The 17988-nt window shown below is 71.1% G+C and carries 18 protein-coding genes; 12 read left to right on the top strand and 6 right to left on the bottom strand.

Annotated elements, in window-relative coordinates:
• The first annotated feature begins 385 nt into the window (after nucleotides 1–385).
• The 5 genes from BIU98_RS08300 to pgm all read left to right on the top strand — a co-directional run bounded on the left by BIU98_RS08300 (nucleotide 386) and on the right by pgm (nucleotide 4528).
• A complete protein-coding gene (locus BIU98_RS08300; protein ID WP_368073041.1) occupies nucleotides 386–1144 on the top strand; it encodes a glycosyltransferase family 2 protein in 759 nt (252 codons plus the stop codon).
• Entirely contained in the window at nucleotides 1141–1827 is a 687-nt protein-coding gene (locus BIU98_RS08295; RefSeq protein ID WP_254787828.1) for a DUF2064 domain-containing protein, read from the top strand. The genes BIU98_RS08300 and BIU98_RS08295 overlap by 4 nt, the downstream gene beginning before the upstream one ends.
• A complete protein-coding gene (locus BIU98_RS08290; RefSeq protein WP_071274668.1) occupies nucleotides 1824–2492 on the top strand; it encodes a bifunctional 2-polyprenyl-6-hydroxyphenol methylase/3-demethylubiquinol 3-O-methyltransferase UbiG in 669 nt (222 codons plus the stop codon). The genes BIU98_RS08295 and BIU98_RS08290 overlap by 4 nt, the downstream gene beginning before the upstream one ends.
• Nucleotides 2493–2616: 124 nt before the next feature.
• Nucleotides 2617–2862 carry a hypothetical protein gene (locus BIU98_RS08285; protein WP_071274665.1) on the top strand — a complete coding sequence of 82 codons (246 nt, stop codon included), beginning with the start codon at nucleotides 2617–2619 and terminating at the stop codon, nucleotides 2860–2862.
• 46 nt (nucleotides 2863–2908) lie between these two features.
• A complete protein-coding gene (gene pgm / locus BIU98_RS08280) occupies nucleotides 2909–4528 on the top strand; it encodes a phosphoglucomutase (alpha-D-glucose-1,6-bisphosphate-dependent) (protein WP_071274662.1) in 1620 nt (539 codons plus the stop codon).
• Nucleotides 4529–4551: 23 nt separating this feature from the next.
• On the opposite strand, the gene BIU98_RS08275 is transcribed toward pgm, so the two are convergent.
• Nucleotides 4552–5829 carry a glycoside hydrolase family 125 protein gene (locus BIU98_RS08275; protein WP_071274659.1) on the bottom strand — a complete coding sequence of 426 codons (1278 nt, stop codon included), beginning with the start codon at nucleotides 5827–5829 and terminating at the stop codon, nucleotides 4552–4554.
• A 204-nt stretch (nucleotides 5830–6033) separates the two neighbouring features.
• Here BIU98_RS08275 and BIU98_RS08270 point away from each other — a divergent pair, with 204 nt between their 5' ends.
• Both BIU98_RS08270 and BIU98_RS08265 read left to right on the top strand, forming a co-directional pair.
• Nucleotides 6034–8502 (top strand): MDR family MFS transporter, encoded by a 2469-nt coding sequence (locus BIU98_RS08270; RefSeq protein ID WP_071274656.1) that lies wholly within the window; start codon nucleotides 6034–6036, stop codon nucleotides 8500–8502.
• Between the two features lie 118 nt (nucleotides 8503–8620).
• Nucleotides 8621–8905 (top strand): GNAT family N-acetyltransferase, encoded by a 285-nt coding sequence (locus BIU98_RS08265; protein WP_071274653.1) that lies wholly within the window; start codon nucleotides 8621–8623, stop codon nucleotides 8903–8905.
• Between the two features lie 144 nt (nucleotides 8906–9049).
• Here BIU98_RS08265 and BIU98_RS08260 read toward each other — a convergent pair whose 3' ends face one another.
• The 4 genes from BIU98_RS08260 to BIU98_RS08245 form a co-directional block, all read right to left on the bottom strand.
• The gene (locus BIU98_RS08260; RefSeq protein WP_071274650.1) at nucleotides 9050–9379 is read right to left on the bottom strand and encodes a hypothetical protein; all 330 of its coding nucleotides are present in this window, start codon (nucleotides 9377–9379) and stop codon (nucleotides 9050–9052) included.
• A gap of 137 nt (nucleotides 9380–9516) precedes the next feature.
• Entirely contained in the window at nucleotides 9517–10020 is a 504-nt protein-coding gene (locus BIU98_RS08255; protein ID WP_139200635.1) for a hypothetical protein, read from the bottom strand.
• A 75-nt stretch (nucleotides 10021–10095) separates the two neighbouring features.
• On the bottom strand, nucleotides 10096–11145 hold the full coding sequence (locus BIU98_RS08250; RefSeq protein WP_071274644.1) for a biotin/lipoate A/B protein ligase family protein: 1050 nt from the start codon (nucleotides 11143–11145) through the stop codon (nucleotides 10096–10098).
• 122 nt (nucleotides 11146–11267) lie between these two features.
• A complete protein-coding gene (locus BIU98_RS08245; RefSeq protein WP_071274641.1) occupies nucleotides 11268–12134 on the bottom strand; it encodes an alpha/beta hydrolase in 867 nt (288 codons plus the stop codon).
• A gap of 79 nt (nucleotides 12135–12213) precedes the next feature.
• Between BIU98_RS08245 and BIU98_RS08240 the strand changes: the two genes are divergently transcribed.
• The 3 genes from BIU98_RS08240 to BIU98_RS08230 all read left to right on the top strand — a co-directional run bounded on the left by BIU98_RS08240 (nucleotide 12214) and on the right by BIU98_RS08230 (nucleotide 15112).
• The gene (locus BIU98_RS08240) at nucleotides 12214–13356 is read left to right on the top strand and encodes an inorganic phosphate transporter (RefSeq protein ID WP_071274638.1); all 1143 of its coding nucleotides are present in this window, start codon (nucleotides 12214–12216) and stop codon (nucleotides 13354–13356) included.
• A gap of 11 nt (nucleotides 13357–13367) precedes the next feature.
• The gene (locus tag BIU98_RS08235) at nucleotides 13368–13637 is read left to right on the top strand and encodes a hypothetical protein (protein ID WP_071274635.1); all 270 of its coding nucleotides are present in this window, start codon (nucleotides 13368–13370) and stop codon (nucleotides 13635–13637) included.
• A 545-nt stretch (nucleotides 13638–14182) separates the two neighbouring features.
• Entirely contained in the window at nucleotides 14183–15112 is a 930-nt protein-coding gene (locus BIU98_RS08230) for an acetamidase/formamidase family protein (protein ID WP_071274632.1), read from the top strand.
• 216 nt (nucleotides 15113–15328) lie between these two features.
• On the opposite strand, the gene BIU98_RS08225 is transcribed toward BIU98_RS08230, so the two are convergent.
• Entirely contained in the window at nucleotides 15329–16081 is a 753-nt protein-coding gene (locus BIU98_RS08225) for an SDR family NAD(P)-dependent oxidoreductase (RefSeq protein ID WP_071274629.1), read from the bottom strand.
• A gap of 123 nt (nucleotides 16082–16204) precedes the next feature.
• On the opposite strand from BIU98_RS08225, the gene BIU98_RS08220 reads away from it, so the two are divergent.
• Nucleotides 16205–16618, top strand: a complete 414-nt coding sequence (locus BIU98_RS08220) for a MarR family winged helix-turn-helix transcriptional regulator (RefSeq protein ID WP_071274626.1) — start codon at nucleotides 16205–16207, stop codon at nucleotides 16616–16618.
• Nucleotides 16615–17961, top strand: coding sequence for an MFS transporter (locus BIU98_RS08215; RefSeq protein ID WP_083393106.1), 1347 nt, complete (start codon nucleotides 16615–16617; stop codon nucleotides 17959–17961). The genes BIU98_RS08220 and BIU98_RS08215 overlap by 4 nt, the downstream gene beginning before the upstream one ends.
• The last annotated feature ends 27 nt before the right edge of the window (nucleotides 17962–17988 follow it).

Below are 17988 nucleotides of genomic sequence, written 5' to 3'. Positions count from 1 at the left end.
CGAGTGGTCAGGGTGTGGCCGAGGGGTCACGGTGTGGCCGAGTGGTCACGACACCCCGTCTGCCGAGCGCCGACCGGTCACGAAGCGTCGGTCGCCGGGCGCCCGACCGACAGTTCGTGACCGCCCGGTGAACCTGAGCGGGGTGTCGTGACCGCTCGGCGAACCGGCCCGGCCCGGCCCGGCCCGGGCGACAGTTCGCGACCGCTCGCCTGACCCGAGCGGGGCGTCGCGACCACCCGACCACCACCACGCACCAGCCCGGCCGCTTTGCGCGTCCCCCGGAGACGGGGTGGGGCGCACCGGACATCCGCAGCCACTCTCCGGTTGCCTGGTGTGCATGGCAACGTCGACCAACCGAAACAGCTCGTCGCACCGAATGGTGGGCATGAAGGTCGACGTCATCCTCCCCTGTCTCGACGAGGCCGACGCGCTGCCGTCGGTCATCGGCCGCCTGCCCGAGGGATATCGTGCGATCGTCGTCGACAACGGGTCGACCGATGGTTCCGCCGACATCGCTCGTGCGCTGGGGGCGACGGTCGTCACCGAGTCCCGTCGCGGCTTCGGCTCGGCCTGTGCCGCTGGGGTCGCTGCCGCCACCGCCGACTTCGTCGCCTTCTGCGACGCCGACGCGTCCATGGACCCCGCCGAACTCCCGCCGCTCGTCGACCGCGTCGCCTCCGGCCGCGTCGACCTGGCGCTCGGCCGCCGCGTCCCGACCACCCGTGGCGCGTGGGCCCCGCACGCCCGCTTCGCCAACCGCGTCCTCGCCGTGCTGATGCGCCGCGCCACCGGTTACCGCCTCCGCGACCTCGGCCCGATGCGCGTCATGCGCCGCGAGGACCTCGTCGCCCTCGACCTGCAGGACCGCCGCAGCGGCTACCCGCTCGAGATGGTCCTGGCCGCGCACGCCGCGGGCTGGCTCGTCGACGAGTCCGACATCGGCTACGCCCAGCGCGTCGGGGACAGCAAGGTCACCGGGACGCTCCGCGGCACCATCAACGCGGTGAAGGACATGACGCGTCTGCTCCGGAAGTACCGCCAGGAGGCCCGGACCACCACCGTCACGCCGGCCCGCCTCCGCCAGTCGGCCGGCTCCACGGCCCCCAGCACCGACCGCACGCCGGCTGCGGAGGTCCGCTCGTGACCGCCGCCGCCGCAGCGTCGATGCCCGCCACGACCCCCGTCCCGCTGACCGTCGTCGTCATCGCGAAGGAGTGCCTGCCCGGCAAGGTGAAGACCCGGCTGACCCCGGCGCTCTCGCCCGAGGCCGCCGCCCGGGTCGCCGCCGCCAGCCTCGACGACACGCTCAGGACCATCGCCGCCCTGCCCGTCGAGCGCCGCGTGCTGTTCTTCGACGGCACCGTGGTCCCCGACGCCGCCGCGGGCTTTGACGTGCTCCCCCAGCCCGACGGCGGACTCGACGAGCGCCTCGGGTTCCTCTTCGACACGATGACCGGCCCGACCCTGCTCGTCGGCATGGACACCCCGCAGCTCTCCGCGGACGACCTCGCCCCGGTGCTCGACGCACCCGGGCGCGACGCCTGGTTCGGCCCGGCGGAGGACGGCGGCTTCTGGTCCCTGTCCCTCGGACGGCCCGACGGCACACTCCTGCGGGGCGTGCCGATGTCCCAGGACGACACCGGCGCCGTCCAGCTCGCACGCCTCACCGACGCCGGTCTCGACGTCGGCACCCTCACCACCCTGCTCGACGTGGACACGGTCCCGGACGCCCAGCGCGTCGCCGGCCTCGCCCCCACGTCCGCGTTCGCCACGGCCCTGGACGCCGAACCGGTGGACGCCTCCGTCACGACTGGAGCCCTCCGATGAGCGACATCACCCAGACCGCGGTCACCTTCGGCACCGGCGGCGACGAGCCCTACGCCCGCGCGCTCCGCACCGACGGTCGCCTGCGGCTCACCGACCTCGGCCGTCCGGACGCCGACGTGACCATGGACGTCGGCCGCTGGAACGCCGCGGCCGACCGGGTCGACCGCTCCCTGCTCGACGACGTCGACGGCCCCGTGATCGACATCGGCTGCGGCCCCGGGCGCATGCTCGTCGCCGCGGCGGCGCTCGGGATCCCGTCGCTCGGCGTCGACGTCTCCGCCGACGCCGTGGCGATCGCGACCCGCTCCGGCGGCCGTGCCGTCCAGGGTTCCGTCTTCGACACCGTGCCCGACGAAGGACGCTGGGACACCGCCCTCGTCCTCGACGGCAACATCGGCATCGGTGGGGATCCCGCCGCCCTGCTCGAGCGCTGTCGGGACATCGTCCGCGACGGCGGCCGGGTGGTCGTCGAGACGCACACCGACCGCACGGCGGACCGCACCTACCAGGCACGTGTCGTCGACACCGACGGTCACGCCAGCGCCGAGTTCCCGTGGGCCGAGGTCGGCCTCGACGCCCTCCGGCGGTACGCGGCCGACGTCGGGTTGACCACGCGGTCGAGCTGGACCGCTGCCGGCCGGAGCTTCTGCGAGCTCGTGGCCTGATCCTCCATCAAGCGCGTTTTCTTGAACAATGCAAGACAACGCGGTAGGATTGTGGTTCCAGTCGACGACGTCGGAGCCGTCGAACTGGCGGCTCCTCGCCGTCGCACCACCCCGAGGAGACCCCATGACGCAGCACACCTCCCCGTTCGGCGGTGCCTACGTGTCCGGCACCGAGCAGCGCGACGAGCGCGGCACCTTCACCGGCTCGCGTTCGATCGACACCGTCGGCACCTACACGGGCGTCCCGGTGACCGGGCGTCTCGGCCGCTTCGTCGACGTGCAGGCCACCCGACCGGGCACCGTCACGGCCTCGAACCGGACCGTCACGGGCTCGTTCCGCACCGCGACCGGGTCGTTCCGCACCGCCTGAGTCCCGTCCCTGAGCGTGTCCACGCGGACGATGCCAGGATGGGCGCATGAACGACCGCGCCGGCACCCCCGCGACCGCAGACGACCTCGTCGACCTCGACGAACTCGTCGCCGCTTACTACAACCGCGTCCCGGACGTGTCCGTGCCCGAGCAGAAGGTGGTGTTCGGCACGTCCGGGCACCGCGGGTCCTCGCTCGACACCGCGTTCAACGACACCCACATCGCCGCCATCACGCAGGCGATCGTGGAGTACCGGCGGTCCCAGGGCACCGACGGCCCGCTCTTCATCGGCCGTGACACCCACGCGCTGTCCGGGCCCGCCGAGCGCACGGCCCTCGAGGTCCTCGCCGCGAACGACGTCCACGTCCTCGCCGACAGCGACAACGGCTACGTGCCGACTCCCGCGCTGAGCCACGCCATCATCCGGTACAACCGCGCGGGCAACACCGACACCGCGGACGGCATCGTCATCACGCCGAGCCACAACCCGCCCCGCGACGGCGGCTTCAAGTACAACCCCCCGCACGGCGGCCCCGCGGACAGCGACGCCACCTCGTGGATCGCGAACCGCGCGAACGCGATCATCGAGGGCGGCAACGCCGAGGTGCAGCGCAGCGAGCACGCGACGCCCGACCGCTACGACTTCCTGCACACGTACGTCGCCGACCTCGAGAACATCATCGACATCGACGCGATCAAGCGTGCCGGCGTGAAGATCGGCGCCGACCCGCTCGGTGGGGCCTCGCTGCCCTACTGGAACGCGATCCGCGACCACTACGGCCTCGACCTCACCGTCGTGAACCCGGACGTCGACCCGACCTGGTCGTTCATGACGCTCGACTGGGACGGCAAGATCCGGATGGACCCGTCGAGCCCCTCGGCGATGGCGTCCGTGCTCGCCCACAAGGACGAGTTCGACGTCCTCACCGGCAACGACGCCGACTCCGACCGCCACGGCATCGTCACGCCCGACGGTGGCCTGATGAACCCGAACCACTACCTCGCCGTGGCGATCGAGTACCTCTACGCGCACCGTCCCCAGTGGCGCGAGGACGCCGCCATCGGCAAGACCCTCGTCTCCTCGAGCATCATCGACCGCGTCGCCGAGTCCCTGGGCCGCCGCCTGTGGGAGGTCCCGGTCGGCTTCAAGTGGTTCGTGCCCGGCCTGATCGACGGCTCCGTGGCCTTCGGTGGCGAGGAGTCCGCCGGCGCCTCGTTCCTCCGCACCGACGGCACCGCCTGGACCACCGACAAGGACGGCATCATCCTGGCGCTCCTGGCGTCGGAGATCGTCGCGGTCACCGGCAAGACCCCGTCGCAGCTCTACACCGAGCTCACCGAGCGCTTCGGCGCCCCGGTCTACCAGCGTGTCGACGCAGCGGCCTCGAAGGACCAGAAGGCCCGCCTGTCCAAGCTCGACGGCGACGCCATCACCGCCGAGACCCTGGCAGGTGACCCGATCACCGCGAAGCTGTCGAAGGCCCCCGGGAACGACGCGGCCGTCGGTGGTGTCAAGGTCGTCACCGACAAGGCGTGGTTCGCCGCCCGCCCGTCGGGCACCGAGGACGTCTACAAGATCTACGCCGAGAGCTTCGTGTCCCAGGAGCACCTCGAGCAGGTCCAGCGCGAGGCCAAGGAGATCGTGGACGCCGCCCTCGGCGCCTAGTCATCCCGGTCGGCGGCGGGGGCTCAGTCCTCCGCCGCCACCATCGCCAGTTCGCAGAACATCGCGTCCGCCCACGAGAACCACGGCCGCGAGAACTGCGTCGGGTCGTCGACGTCGAACGACTCGTGCATGTCCCCGGTGCCCGCGTCCGTCGCGACGAGCACGTCGAGCAGCTCCCGGCGCCGCGCCGGTGATCCCGACACCAGGCCCTCCACGGCGAGCGCGATCGGCCACACCCGGTCCGGCAGCGTGTGCGGACTGCCGATGCCCGCGGCCACCGAGCCCGAGAACCAGAACGGGTTCGCCGGCGAGAGCACGAACGACCGGGTCGCCCGCCACACGGTCTCGTCGACGACCGACGGCGCCGACAGGGGCAACGACAGCAGCGACGGGGTGTTCGCGTCGTCCATCAGCAGCACCCCGCCGAGCCCGTCGACTTCGTACGCGTAGACGTCGGTGCCGTCCGGCCCGGGGACGACGCCGTGCCGTGCGACTCCCGCGGTGATCTCCGTCCGGAGCACGTCGGCCGCGTCGGCCAGTGCGCCGTCGGACCAGACCGCCCGTGCCAGCTCGGCGACGGCCGACAGCGCCTCGGCGGCGAACAGGTTCGCGGGGACGTTGTAGCCGTACGTGCATGCGTCGTCCGACGGCCGGAAGCCGCACCACGTCATGCCCGTCGGACCGACCGGCGTCCCTCGGCCGTCACGGGCCAGCGTCTCGGTGGGGATCGCACCGGCGCGGACGAACCGGTAGGCGGACGCGTCGTGGTCCTGCTCCGCCCGCCACTGCACCACGATCGTGCGGAACACCCGGTGGGCGCGCTCGTCGAGGACGTCGGTCGAGCCGGTGCTCCGCCACAGGGTGCGCGCGAAGGTCACCGGGTAGGCCAGGCTGTCGACCTCGTACTTCTGCTCCCACACGAGCGGGTCGGCGTTCAGGTCGTCCTCGTCCCAGTGCGCCCCGTTCGGCTCCCGGTTGAAGGAGTTGGCGTACGGGTCGTGGTCGATCAGCCGGAACTGCCGGCGCACGACGGACCACAGCAGGTCGGCGAGCGCCGGGCTCTCCCCGACGAGCCGCAGGTACGGCGTCATCTGCGTAGTGGAGTCGCGCAGCCACATCGCCGGGATGTCCCCCGTGATGACGAAGGCACCGTCCTCGTCGAGCGAGATGGTCTCCCGCAGCGTCCGGGTGAGCGCTCGCTCCACCCGGTCCCCGACGTCGGCGCCGATCGCCGCGCGGACGCGGTCGGCGGCGGTGCGGAGGGTGGACAGGATCTCGTCGTCGAGGAGCGTCGTCGTCACCCGACCACCGCACCGACAGCGCGGGCGTAGCCTCGGGCGATCGGGCAGCAGGTGGCGACGCACACCGCTGTGCCGTTCCCGTGCGGATCCCTGCCGATCCACTCAGGAAGCCGCTCCCGGACGACCGACTGGTTGCGGCAGATGTAACTTTGCAGACAGCGCAATTTTCTGACCACAGCGCCTCGGTACCGGGAGACCCTGCACATGACCCAGACGGCGACCGCCCCCGCGGGAACCACCACGGCGTCCAACGTCGTGATGAACCACCGACAGATCCTGCTCGTGATCTACGGCCTCATGGCCGGCATGTTCCTCGGTGCGCTCGACCAGACGATCGTCGGCACGGCGATCCGCACGATCGGTGACGACCTGCACGGGCTCGACCAGCAGGCCTGGGTGACCACGGCCTACCTGATCGCCTCGACGATCACGACCCCGATCTACGGCAAGCTCTCCGACATCTTCGGACGCCGCCCGCTGTTCCTCACCGCGATCGGCATCTTCATCCTCGGCTCGTTCGCCGCGTCGTTCTCGACCTCGATGCTCATGCTCGCCGGCTTCCGCGCGCTGCAGGGCCTCGGCGCCGGTGGCCTGATGTCGCTGCCGCTCGCGATCATGGGCGACATGCTCGCCCCCCGCGAGCGTGCGAAGTACCAGGGCTACTTCCTCGCCGTGTTCGGCATCTCGAGCGTCATCGGCCCGCTGGTCGGCGGCCTGTTCGCCGGTGCGAACCAGATCCTCTTCGTGTCCGGCTGGCGCTGGGTCTTCCTGATCAACGTGCCGGTCGGCGTCATCGCCCTGTTCATGGTCCTGACGTTCCTGCACCTGCCGAAGTTCGGCGACCGCGGCAAGCCCCGCATCGACTGGTGGGGCGCGACGCTCGTCATCACCACCCTCGTGCCGCTGCTCCTCATCGCCGAGCAGGGCCGCGAGTGGGGCTGGGCCTCCCCCGGCGCCATCGCCTGCTACGCGATCGGTGCGCTCGGCCTGATCGGGTTCATCATCGTCGAGCGCGCGATGGGCGACGACGCGATCCTGCCGCTGAAGCTCTTCGGGTCGCACGTCTTCTCGATGGCCGCGATCCTCTCCGTGCTCGTCGGCTTCGGCATGTTCGGCGCGATGCTGACCATCCCGCTGTACCTGCAGATCGTGAAGGGCGTGACCCCGACCGAGTCCGGCTTCGCGATGCTCCCGATGGTCATCGGTCTGATGATCTCCTCGATCGCGTCCGGCCAGATCGTGTCCCGCACGGGCAAGTACCGCATCTTCCCGGTCACCGGCACCGCGTTCACGGCCCTCGGCTTCACCGTGCTGACCTTCCTCACCGCGGACAGCTCGCTCGTGTTCCTGATGACGGGCATGTTCCTCATCGGGCTCGGCCTCGGGCAGCTCATGCAGACGCTGACCCTCGCCGCGCAGGGGTCGGTCAGCCCCCGTGACATCGGTGTCGCGACCAGCTCCGCGACGTTCTTCCGCCAGATCGGCGGCACGATGGGCACAGCCGTGCTCCTCTCGGTGCTGTTCACGCTCATGCCGACGAACATCACGACGGCGATGCAGAACAAGGCCGACCTCTCGAGTGCGCTCAACGCTGCACTCACCCCGTCCGTCGCGAACGCCCGCCAGAACCAGGGTGTGATGGACAACATCTGGACCAAGATCGTCGACCCGGTCAAGCAGAACGTGCAGGACGGCCTCGACAGGGGCGCGGTCCAGGCCAAGCAGGCCGCCGACGCCGCCGTGACGAAGCAGGTGACCGCCGCTGTCCAGCAGCAGGTGGCCGCAGGGACCGTCCCGGCCGCAGCCGCGCAGTCCGTGATCTCCGAGCAGGTCGCCGCCGCGACGCCCGCCGCCGAGCGCCAGGCCCTGCAGACCGCCGCGAGCCGGGCGAACGCCGAGGTCGGTGACGGCGGCACGCTGCAGATCGACTACGCGAACGCCGCCCAGCGGAAGAACGTCGTCGACGAGGTCACGCCGACCCTCATCAAGCAGCTGAAGAACGGTGACTCCGCCGCGAACTCGTCCTCGAGCTCCGCGACGAGCGACACCTCGTTCCTCAACGGTGCCGACAAGCGCCTGACCCGTCCGTTCCTGGTCGGGTTCAGCGACTCGACGGTCACGGTGTACTTCGTCGGCCTCGGCGTGGTCCTCATCGCGTTCGTGCTGACGTGGTTCTTCCGCGTGCCGCCGCTGCGCAAGACCTCGGCGTTGCAGGAGCGTGCGGACACCGCCCGTGCCGCAGCATCTGGTGGTGGTGACAACGGTGACGGCGACGACGACCGCCTGACGGTCGACGCCCAGCAGTCCGCAGCGGGCATGGGCTCGCTCGTGTCGCCGGACACCGGGTCGATGCACGTGGTCCCGACCTCGCCGGACGTCCCCGCCCAACCGCGGTCCGCCCGCTCCGTCGAGGGCGGCGGCGTCTCGGTGCTGCCCCGGGCGAGCGACACCCGGGCACCCCTGCCCGACGCGCCGACGCACGGTGCCCACTCGGCCGCTGCACCGGTGGACGAGCCCGCCACCACGACGGGTGCCATCCGGACCCAGCACGCGGCGCACGCCGCGGGGTCGGATGCCGGGCGAGCTGCCAGCGGTCCCGACGCTTCCCAGCCGGGCACGGCCTCCCGTCCGGACGAGGGCGACCACCAGCACGGCCGCCACTCGGCCGAGTAGCCACACCGGAGCCCGCTCCAGCACGATGAAGCCGCTGTCGGACGACAGCGGCTTCGTCGTTCCATGACGCCCGGTCGTCTCCACCGGGTGTCCGGGATCGCCGCGTAGCCTCGCGCGCATGGCTCTTGACGTCCGCAACGACACCGACCAGCAGCAGTACTCCCTCGTCGAGGACGGCGAGGTGATCGGCTTCGCCGCGTACGAGGCCGACGCCGACGAGATCCGCTTCGTGCACACCGAGGTCGAGCCCGCACACCGCGGCGGCGGCCACGCGTCGATCCTCGTGCAGCACGCGCTGGACGACGTGCGCTCAGGCTCCTCGCTCCGCGTCGTGCCGCAGTGCAGCTACGTCGCCGCCTGGATCGAGCGCCACCCGGACTACCAGGAGCTCACGACGCGCTGACGCGCGCCGCGCTCCGCGCCTCCGTCGAGGGAGCAGCAATCGTCGCCTCGCCGGCAGCGACTCGACGTCTTCTGCTCCCTCGATGCGCGCTGACGCGCGAGCATGCAGGCGCGAACCCTCACGCGCGAGCCCGCGGACGTGCGCTCAGTACGAGCGGTCGTGCGTCCCGATGCTGCCGACGTGCCGTCCGGCCGGGCGCACCGCGGGCACGCGGATGAGCACGGTGCCGCTGAGCAGGTCGTGGTCGTCACCGGCGGGCGTCGGGGCCTCCTTCGGGAGGCGCGACTGCCGTTCGTACTCAGCTTGCGTCTCGTGCCGGGTCGGCGCGAAGACCTCGTCCATCATCGACGCGATGCCGCCGGATCCCCCGCTGTTGGTGGCCTTGTTCGACAGGTCGATCCACCCCAGGCGATCGGCGATCCACGTCACGAGGACCGCTGCGGCCATCGCCCCCAGCAGGATCATCCAGTTCACGGCAGTGACGCTACGTGACCAGATGCGTCACCGGATCAGCCGCGCGGAGGATGTTCGCGATCCGACATCCTCCGATCGGTCCGACCCGATGTCGTCCGACCAGATCCGACTGATCGGTTGCAGCCGGTTGCCGAGGATCATCCGGCAGCAGTCGGCGGTTCCCAGCCCCGCGGCACGATCGCGAAGTACCAGAACAGGAACGCGGTGTCGTCGGACACCGCCTTCGCGTCCTCGTCGTACGGGTGCCCTCGGAACCGGACGTCCTGCGCCGTTGCCAGGTCGAGCGGGATCCGCGCCGTGGCACCGCACGCCACGTCGGTGCGGGAGTGCACGTGCGACGCATCGCCGTCCGAGACCCGGAAGTACATGTGGTCGATGCCGTTGCACACCGCCAGCACGTCCCAGTGCCCGGCGTCGGGGGTGAGGGTCACCGCACCCGCGCTGCCGAGGCTCCCTGCGGCGCCCTGACCGTTCGGCCTGTCTTCGACCACCCGCTGCACGGTGGCAGCCCAGTGCCGGAACTGCGCGTTCCTGGCGTCCTCTCGGTCCTGCTCGGACGAGGAGCACCCGACCAGGACGAGTGGGACGACGAGCGTCGCTGCCACCAGAGCAGACGCACGGAGGAGGGTTCGGCGGAGCACGGCCCCGAGCCTAGGGCCACCTCGACCGGGCCGGACATCCCCGTTCCGGGGCGCGCACCGAGGCCGCTCGTCAGCTCACGGCACCCGCTCGAGCCACTCCGCCGTCGCGAACTTCGTCTCGACGAGCTCGCGGGCCTTGGACCGCTCCTCGTCCGTGACGTGGCCGGGCGTCGCGCTGTACCGCTGCGTGAACGTGGCGATGAGCGAGTCGATGATGGCCGCCCGCGACAGCCCCGTCTGCGACCGCAGCGGGTCGACGCGCTTCGCGGCGGAGGTGGTCCCCTTGTCGCTCATCTTCTCGCGGCCGATGCGCAGGACCTCGACCATCTTCTCGCCGTCCATGTCGTAGCTCATGGTGGCGTGGTGCAGCAGCGCCCCGGTGCCGAGGCGCTTCTGTGCAGCCCCGCCGATCTTGCCCTTGGCCGAGGTGATGTCGTTGAGCGGCTGGTAGAACGCGTCGATGCCGAGGGCCTTGAGCGCCTCGATCACCCACTCGTCGAGGAACGCGTACGAGTCGGCGAACGTCATGCCCTGCACCAGGGCGGTCGGCACGTAGAGCGAGTAGGAGATGATCGCGCCGGCGTCCATGAACATCGCGCCGCCGCCGGAGATCCGCCGGACGACCTGGACGCCGTACTTCTCGGCGCCGGCGGGGTCGACCTCGTTCTTCAAGGACTGGAAGCTGCCGATCACGACCGCGGGCTGGTCCCACTCCCAGATGCGCAGGGTCGGACCACGTCTGCCCGCCCCCACCTCCTCCGTCAGGACCTGATCGAGCGCCAGGTGCTCGTTCGGGCTGATCGGGCCCTCGTGGACGACCTGCCAGTCGTAGTCGTTCCACGTCGAGGCGCGCGACAGGGCACGGCGGACAGCGACACCGACGGACTCGGGCGTGAAGCCGAGCAGCACGGCGTCCGCGGGCAACGCCGCGCGGACGGCGGCAGCGACCCCGGTGGAGTCCGTCGTCGCGGGCAGTCCGTTGACCGCCGCGTCGATCAGCGGGAGCGCATCGTCCGGTTCGAGGAAGAAGTCACCCGCCAGGCGGAACTCCTGGATGGTGTCGTCGACGACCTCCAGGTCGACGACGACGAGCTTGCCACCTGGGACCTTGTACTCACCATGCACGTCGCCAGCCTATTCCTGCGATCGGCATCACAGGCCGGACTGGAGGCCCGGATCACGTGCGCCGATCGGCTCACGTGATCCGGGCCTCCAGTCCGTTCCTGGTGGTGCGGAAGCCGGCGTTGTCAATCCACCACCCGGTCGAGCCACTCGACCAGGTGGCCGATGACCTCGTCCCGGTTCGTCTCGTTGTAGACCTCGTGCCGCGCGCCCTCGTACACCTGGACGGTCACGTCCGACAGCCGCCCGCGCCGGCGGTACGCCTGCGCCAGGCGCTGCACCGACTTCGGGCCGCCGAGCGGGTCGTCGGACCCGACCTGCAGCAGCATCGGCAGGTCGTGCGGGATGCCGCGTCGTGGGACACCGAGCAGGCGGAGGGTGTCGGGGAGGCCGAAGAGCGCGATGACGTCGCCCTCCACCGCGAGCGGGTCGGCGCCCATCGCGTCGATGACCGCTCGGTCGCGGGTCAGCCACTCGAACCGGGTCGGCCCGAGCGCCGCGTGCCGCTTGTTGAGGTCACCGCCGTTCATGGACCCGGGCATCCGGTACGCGGAGCCCGAGAGGACGACCCCCTCGTACGACTCGCTCGAGGTGTTCACGATCCGCTGGGCCATCAGGGACCCCCACGAGTGACCGAGGAGCACGAGCGGCAGTCCGGGGCTGTCAGCGCGCGCGACGGTGGTCATCTGCTCGACGGCGGCGATCGCGGCGCGGAGCCCGCCGGGGCCGAGCCGACCGAGCTTCGTGCGGTCGTCCTCCCACTGGAGGATGCCGGTCCGGCCGTGTCCGCGGTGGTCGTTCGCGACGACCGTGTAGCCCGATCGGACGAGGTCCTGCGCGAGCGGCTCGTACCGCAGGGAGTGCTCGCCGACGCCGTGCGCGAGCTGGACGATCCCCTTCGGCCGACCGGCACGCCAGGTGGAGTAGACGATCTCGACACCGTGCGCATCGACGAACGAGGAGTCGCCGCGGGCAGCAGAGAACGTGGGCACGTGAGCATCCTCGCAGATGCGCGGACCTGTTCACCGTCCGTTCACGCGGCCGCGACGCACCGGGCCTAGCGTCACGCCCATGGACGTCCTCGTCACCGTCGTACTGGTGATCGTCGTGGCCCTCGTGTTCGACTTCACGAACGGCTTCCACGACACCGCGAACGCCATGGCCACCTCGGTGGCCACGGGAGCCCTCAAGCCCCGCACCGCCGTCATCATCTCCGCCGTCCTCAACCTGGTGGGCGCGTTCCTGTCCACCGAGGTGGCGAAGACCGTCTCGCAGGGCATCATCCGCGAGGGCCAGGACGGCATCCACATCTCCCCCACGATGATCTTCGCCGGGCTCGTCGGCGCCGTGCTCTGGAACCTCGGCACGTGGTACTTCGGCCTGCCGTCGTCGTCCACGCACGCGTTGTTCGGCGGGCTCATCGGCGCCTCGATCATCGGTGCCGGGCTGAACTCGGTCGACTGGGCGACGGTCGTCTCGAAGGTCGTGCTGCCCGCGCTGCTCTCCCCGGTCATCGCCGGGCTGATCGCCCTGGCCGCCACCTACCTGGCGTACACGATCACGAAGAACGCGACGACCCACGGCGCCGCGACCGGCTTCCGGCACGGCCAGACCATCTCGGCCTCGCTGGTGTCGCTCGCGCACGGCACGAACGACGCGCAGAAGACCATGGGCGTCATCACGCTGACCCTCATCGCCGCGAACTACCAGGACGCGGGTACCGGTCCCGAGCTCTGGGTGATCCTGGCGTGCGGGATGGCGATCGCGCTCGGCACGTACATGGGCGGCTGGCGGATCATGCAGACCGTCGGCAAGAAGATCTCGGACGTGCAGAGCCCGCAGGGCTTCGCGGCGGAGACCAGCTCGGCCGCCACGATCCTGGTGTCCTCGCACCTCGGCTTCGCACTCTCGACCACCCACGTCACGAGCGGCTCCGTCATCGGATCCGGCCTCGGCAAGAAGCTCGCGGACGTGCACTGGGGCGTCGTCGGGCGCATCGTCATCGCCTGGGTGATCACGCTCCCGTCGGCTGCGGTGGTCGGTGGCCTGGCCACCTGGCTGGCCTCGACCTCGACGATCGGGCTCGTGATCGTCGCGGTCCTGGCCCTCGCCGGCGGACTCACCTTCTACACACTGGCCCGTCGCAAGCCGATCTCGGCGAGCGACGTCAACGAGGGCACCACGGAGCGCGAGCCCGTGGCTGCCGAGAGCTGAGAGGCACTCCGATGACCATCGACTTCTCCGCGATCGCGACCGTCGCAGGCGTGGGGTTCGTGGCGGCCGTGGGGATCGTCCTGTTGTACACACTCGGCCTCCGGCTGCTCGGGGTCGGTCAACCGGCCGATGCGGGCGGCGAGAAGACGCAGTACAGCGACGAGACACCCCGCAGTGGCACGACGCCGCCGATCGCCCTCGCCGGAGCCGGGCTCTGCTTCGCGGTGTGCGTCGCCGCGGTCCTCTACGGCATCTGGATGACGATCCCCCAGTTCCACTGACTCGTGCGACGGAGACGCCGGCGTCTCGACCTGAGACACCGGCGTCCGCGCGAGACGCTGCCCCGACATCGAGACGCCGCCACTTTCGGCGGCGTCTCGTTCGTTCCGAGGCGTCTCGCGCAGACACCCCCGTCTCGCCGGTCCCGACCTCCCGCAAACACCACAAGACGCCGGCGTCTCGCGCAGACACCCCCGTCTCGCAGCACGCCCTCCCGCAAGCCTCGCGAGACGCCGGCGTCTCGGTCCGAGACACCGGCGTCCGCGCGAGACACCGCCCCGACATCGAGACGCCGCCACTTTCGGCGGCGTCTCGTTCGTTCCGAGGCGTCTCGCGCAGACACCCCCGTCTCGCCGGCCCCGACCTCCCGCAAGCACCACAAGACGCCGGCGTCTCGCGTGAACACCCCTGTCTCGCAGCACCCCCTCCCGCAAGCCTCGCGAGACGCCGGCGTCTCGCGTGAACACCCCTGTCGCGCAGCACCCCGTCGCCTCACCAACCGACCCCACCCCCGAACCCCCACAACCCCGCCTGGGATGATCGCCCCGTGACCCACCACCGCCTCGAGGCCTCCCCCGCCACCGCCGTCGACGTCTTCACCGCCGAGCGCTCCCCCGTCCTCACGGCCACCCCGGGCGACACCGTCACGGTCCACACGCTGAGTGCAGCCGGCTACACCGAACGCCAGCAGGAACCGGGCGTCGACGTCCCGACGCTGATCGACGCACGCCGAGGCCACTGCCTGGTCGGCCCGATCGCCCTCGAAGGTGCCCGCCCCGGCCAGGTCCTCGCGGTCCACTTCGACGACCTGGTGCCGGACGACTGGGGCTACACCGGCTCCGGCGGCGTCGACACCGAGCTCAACCGCGCGCTCGGACTGGCCGACCCGTCCACGCGCGGCCCGCTCCTCTGGGACATCGACGTCGCAACGGGCACCGCACACAACCAGCTCGGGCTCGGTGTCCGCACGGCGCCGTTCCTCGGGGTCGTCGGCCTGCCGCCCGAGGCCACCGGCGAGCACTCCACCATCCCGCCGCGCCCGGTCGGCGGCGGCAACATCGACTGCCGCGAGCTCGTGGCCGGCGCGACGCTGTACCTGCCCGTCACGGTCCCCGAGGCGCTCCTCTTCGTCGGCGACGGCCACGCCGCCCAGGGCGACGGCGAGGTCTCCGGCACCGCGGTCGAGTGCGGCATGACGACGACCATGACGCTCTCGCTCCTCGACGTAGCACCGGTCGAGGGCATCCACGCCGACACCCCGGCCGGCCGCATCACGTTCGGCTTCGACGCCGACCTCAACGCCGCGACCGCCACGGCCCTGGACCGGATGGTCGACTGGATCGCCGGCACGCACGACATCACCCGCGCCGAGGCACTCGCCATGGCCAGCGTGGCCGTCAGCATGCGCGTCACCCAGGTCGCCAACCGCACGTGGGGCGTGCACGCGCTGCTCCCGCACGACGCGATCCTCGCGTAGTCGGCCACAGCGCCGGACTGGAGGCTCGGCTCACCTTCCCGACGTCGGGAAGGTGAGCCGAGCCTCCAGTCCGGCGCCCGTGGTGCGCGTTCCTTCCCACATCACCCGCGCTGGCAAGCGCAATCGCGCATAGGGGGACGGAACATCCGACCCGCTACGCGTGATTCGACCTCCTGCGCAGGAAAGGACCGAGCACGCGTGGGAGGACCCGCCGCCTCAGTGCGCGGAGTACCCGCCGTCGACCAGGTGGTAGCTGCCGCTGATGAACGAGGCCTTGTCGCTGAGCAGGAACAGCACCAGCGCGGCGACCTCGGCGTCGGTGCCGAGGCGCTTCGCCGCGTGCTCGGCCTCGAGCGCCGCGAGCTGCTCGTCCGACAGCGACGACCGCACCAGGGGCGTGTCGATGAAGCCCGGGCCGACGGCGTTCGTGCGGATGCCCTGCGCCGTGTACTCGAGCGCCGCGACTTTCGTCAGGCCGACGAGCGCGTGCTTCGACGCCACGTAGGCGGCGTTCTGCGCGAGACCGACCGAGCCGAGCACCGACGACATGTTCACGATCGCGCCGCCGCCGGACGCCAGCATCGCCGGGATCTCGTACCGCAGCCCGTAGAAGACACCGTCGAGGTCCACGCCACGCACGCGGTCCCAGGCGGCGACGTCGTACTCGCCGATGGGCTGCGGGGCGGCGGCGATGCCGGCGTTGTTGACGGCGAGGTGCAGCCCGCCGTAGGTGTCCACGGCGAACTGCACGGCACGCTCGTTGTCGGCGGCGACGGACGAGTTCGCCGTGAACGTGACGGCGGTCCCACCCGCTGCCTCGATCGCGCTGGCGACCCGCTCGGCGGCGTCCTGCTTGATGTCGGTGACGACGACCCGCGCGCCCGCCGCGGCGAGCTCCTTCGCGATGGCCTCGCCGATGCCGCTGCCGCCACCGGTGACGACGGCGACCTTGCCCTCGAACTCTGACATGTCCTGCTCCAGTTCTCGGCAACACCTGTTGCCTGCACCTCGCACGATACGCCGGTCATGACGCAGCGGACCGTCCGATGCCAAACCAGTTCGTTCACTGAACTAATGAGTTAGGCTGACGAGGTGACCCACCTGAGCACCGACTTCCGCGTGGCCGTGAACCGGCTCTCCCGGACCCTGCGTGCCCAGAAGGCCGACAGCACCATGAGCGACGCCGTGTTCTCCGCGCTCGCCCGCCTGCACCGTGAGGGCCCACTGTCCCTGGCGGATCTCAGTCGGCACGAGGGCGTCACCCCGCCGTCGATGACGAAGACCGTCGCCGCCCTGGTGGAGCTCGGCCTCGCGACGAAGGCCGACCACGGGGACGACCGCCGCAAGGTGCTCATCGCGACGACCCCGGCCGGGGCGGACTTCGTCCTCGAGACCCGACGCCGCCGTGACGACTGGCTCACCCCGCGCCTCGCGGTGCTCACGCCCGCCGAACGCCGCGTGCTCACCGAGGCCACCGACATCATGAGGAGGCTGGCCCAGCCGTGACCGCCATGTTCCGGTCCCTCTCGGGACGCAACTACCGCATCTGGTTCGCCGGGGCCCTCGTGTCCAACGTCGGCACCTGGATGCAGCGCACCGCGCAGGACTGGATCGTCCTGACGCAGCTCACCCACAACGACGCGGTCGCGGTCGGCACGACGATGGCGCTGCAGTTCGGGCCGCAGCTCCTGCTCCTCCCCTGGACCGGCCTCGTCGCCGACCGCTTCGACCGCCGCCGCACGCTCATGGTCACGCAGTCGCTGATGGGGCTGCTCGGCCTGGGCCTCGGCATCATGGTCGTCACCGAGACCGCGACCCTCCTGTGGCTGTACGGCTTCGCCCTGGCGCTCGGCATCGTGGCCGCCTTCGACACCCCCGTCCGCCAGGCCTTCGTCTCCGACGTCGTCACCGGCGAACAGGTCTCGAACGCGGTCGCGCTGAACTCCGCCTCGTTCAACGCGGCCCGGCTCATCGGCCCGGCGGTCGCGGGCGTGATGATCGCCGCGGTCGGCTCCGGCTGGGTGTTCATCATCAACGCGGCGTCGTTCGCAGCGGTCCTCGGCGCCCTGGCGTTCGTCGACCCCGAACAGCTCGCCGACCGACCGAAGGCGAAGCGCGGGAAGGGCCAGATCATCGCCGGCTTCCGGTACGTCCGCACCAGACCCGACATCATCGTGGTCCTCGCGATGATCTTCGTCGTCGGCACGTTCGGCGTGAACTTCCCGATCTTCACCTCGACGATGGCGCGGGTGGAGTTCCACAAGGGCGCGAGCGAGTTCGGCCTGCTCAGCTCCGTGATGGCGGTCGGCTCGGTGCTCGGCGCCCTCCTGTCCGCCCGCCGCGACCGCCCCAGGATGCGCCTGCTCGTCATCGCGTCCGGCGGCTTCGGGCTCGCGTGCACGGCGGCGGCCCTCGCCCCGACCTACTGGACCTTCGCCATCGTGCTCGTCTTCGTCGGCCTGGCATCGCTGACGTTCATGACCACCGCGAACGCCCTCGTCCAGACCACCACCAGCGCGGCGATGCGCGGCCGTGTGATGGCGCTCTACATGGCGATCTTCGCCGGCGGCACCCCGATCGGCGCCCCCGTCGTCGGCGCCGTCGCGGACGCCTTCGGCCCGCGGTGGGCGATCGGCGTCGGTGCCGCGTCCGGCTTCGTCGCGCTGGCGATCGCGCTCGTCTGGCTCGTCCGCCACGAGCACTTCCGCCTCCGGTACGACGCCGACTCGCGGCTGCACCTCGCCGTCACCCACTCGATCCCGGTGGTGGGCGCACCCCGGTCACGCGCCGAGATCCGCCACGACCTGCAGCGCGACGAGGCGGTCGCCGACCGCTCCAGCGCCTCCTGACGGAGGGGCACCCCACCGGACGGGAGG

Source organism: Curtobacterium sp. MMLR14_010, from assembly GCF_001865015.1.
In the GTDB taxonomy this organism is placed as follows: Bacteria; Actinomycetota; Actinomycetes; order Actinomycetales; family Microbacteriaceae; genus Curtobacterium.
Note: the sequence above shows the minus strand (reverse complement) of the source record. Positions and strands in the feature narration are given on the sequence as shown.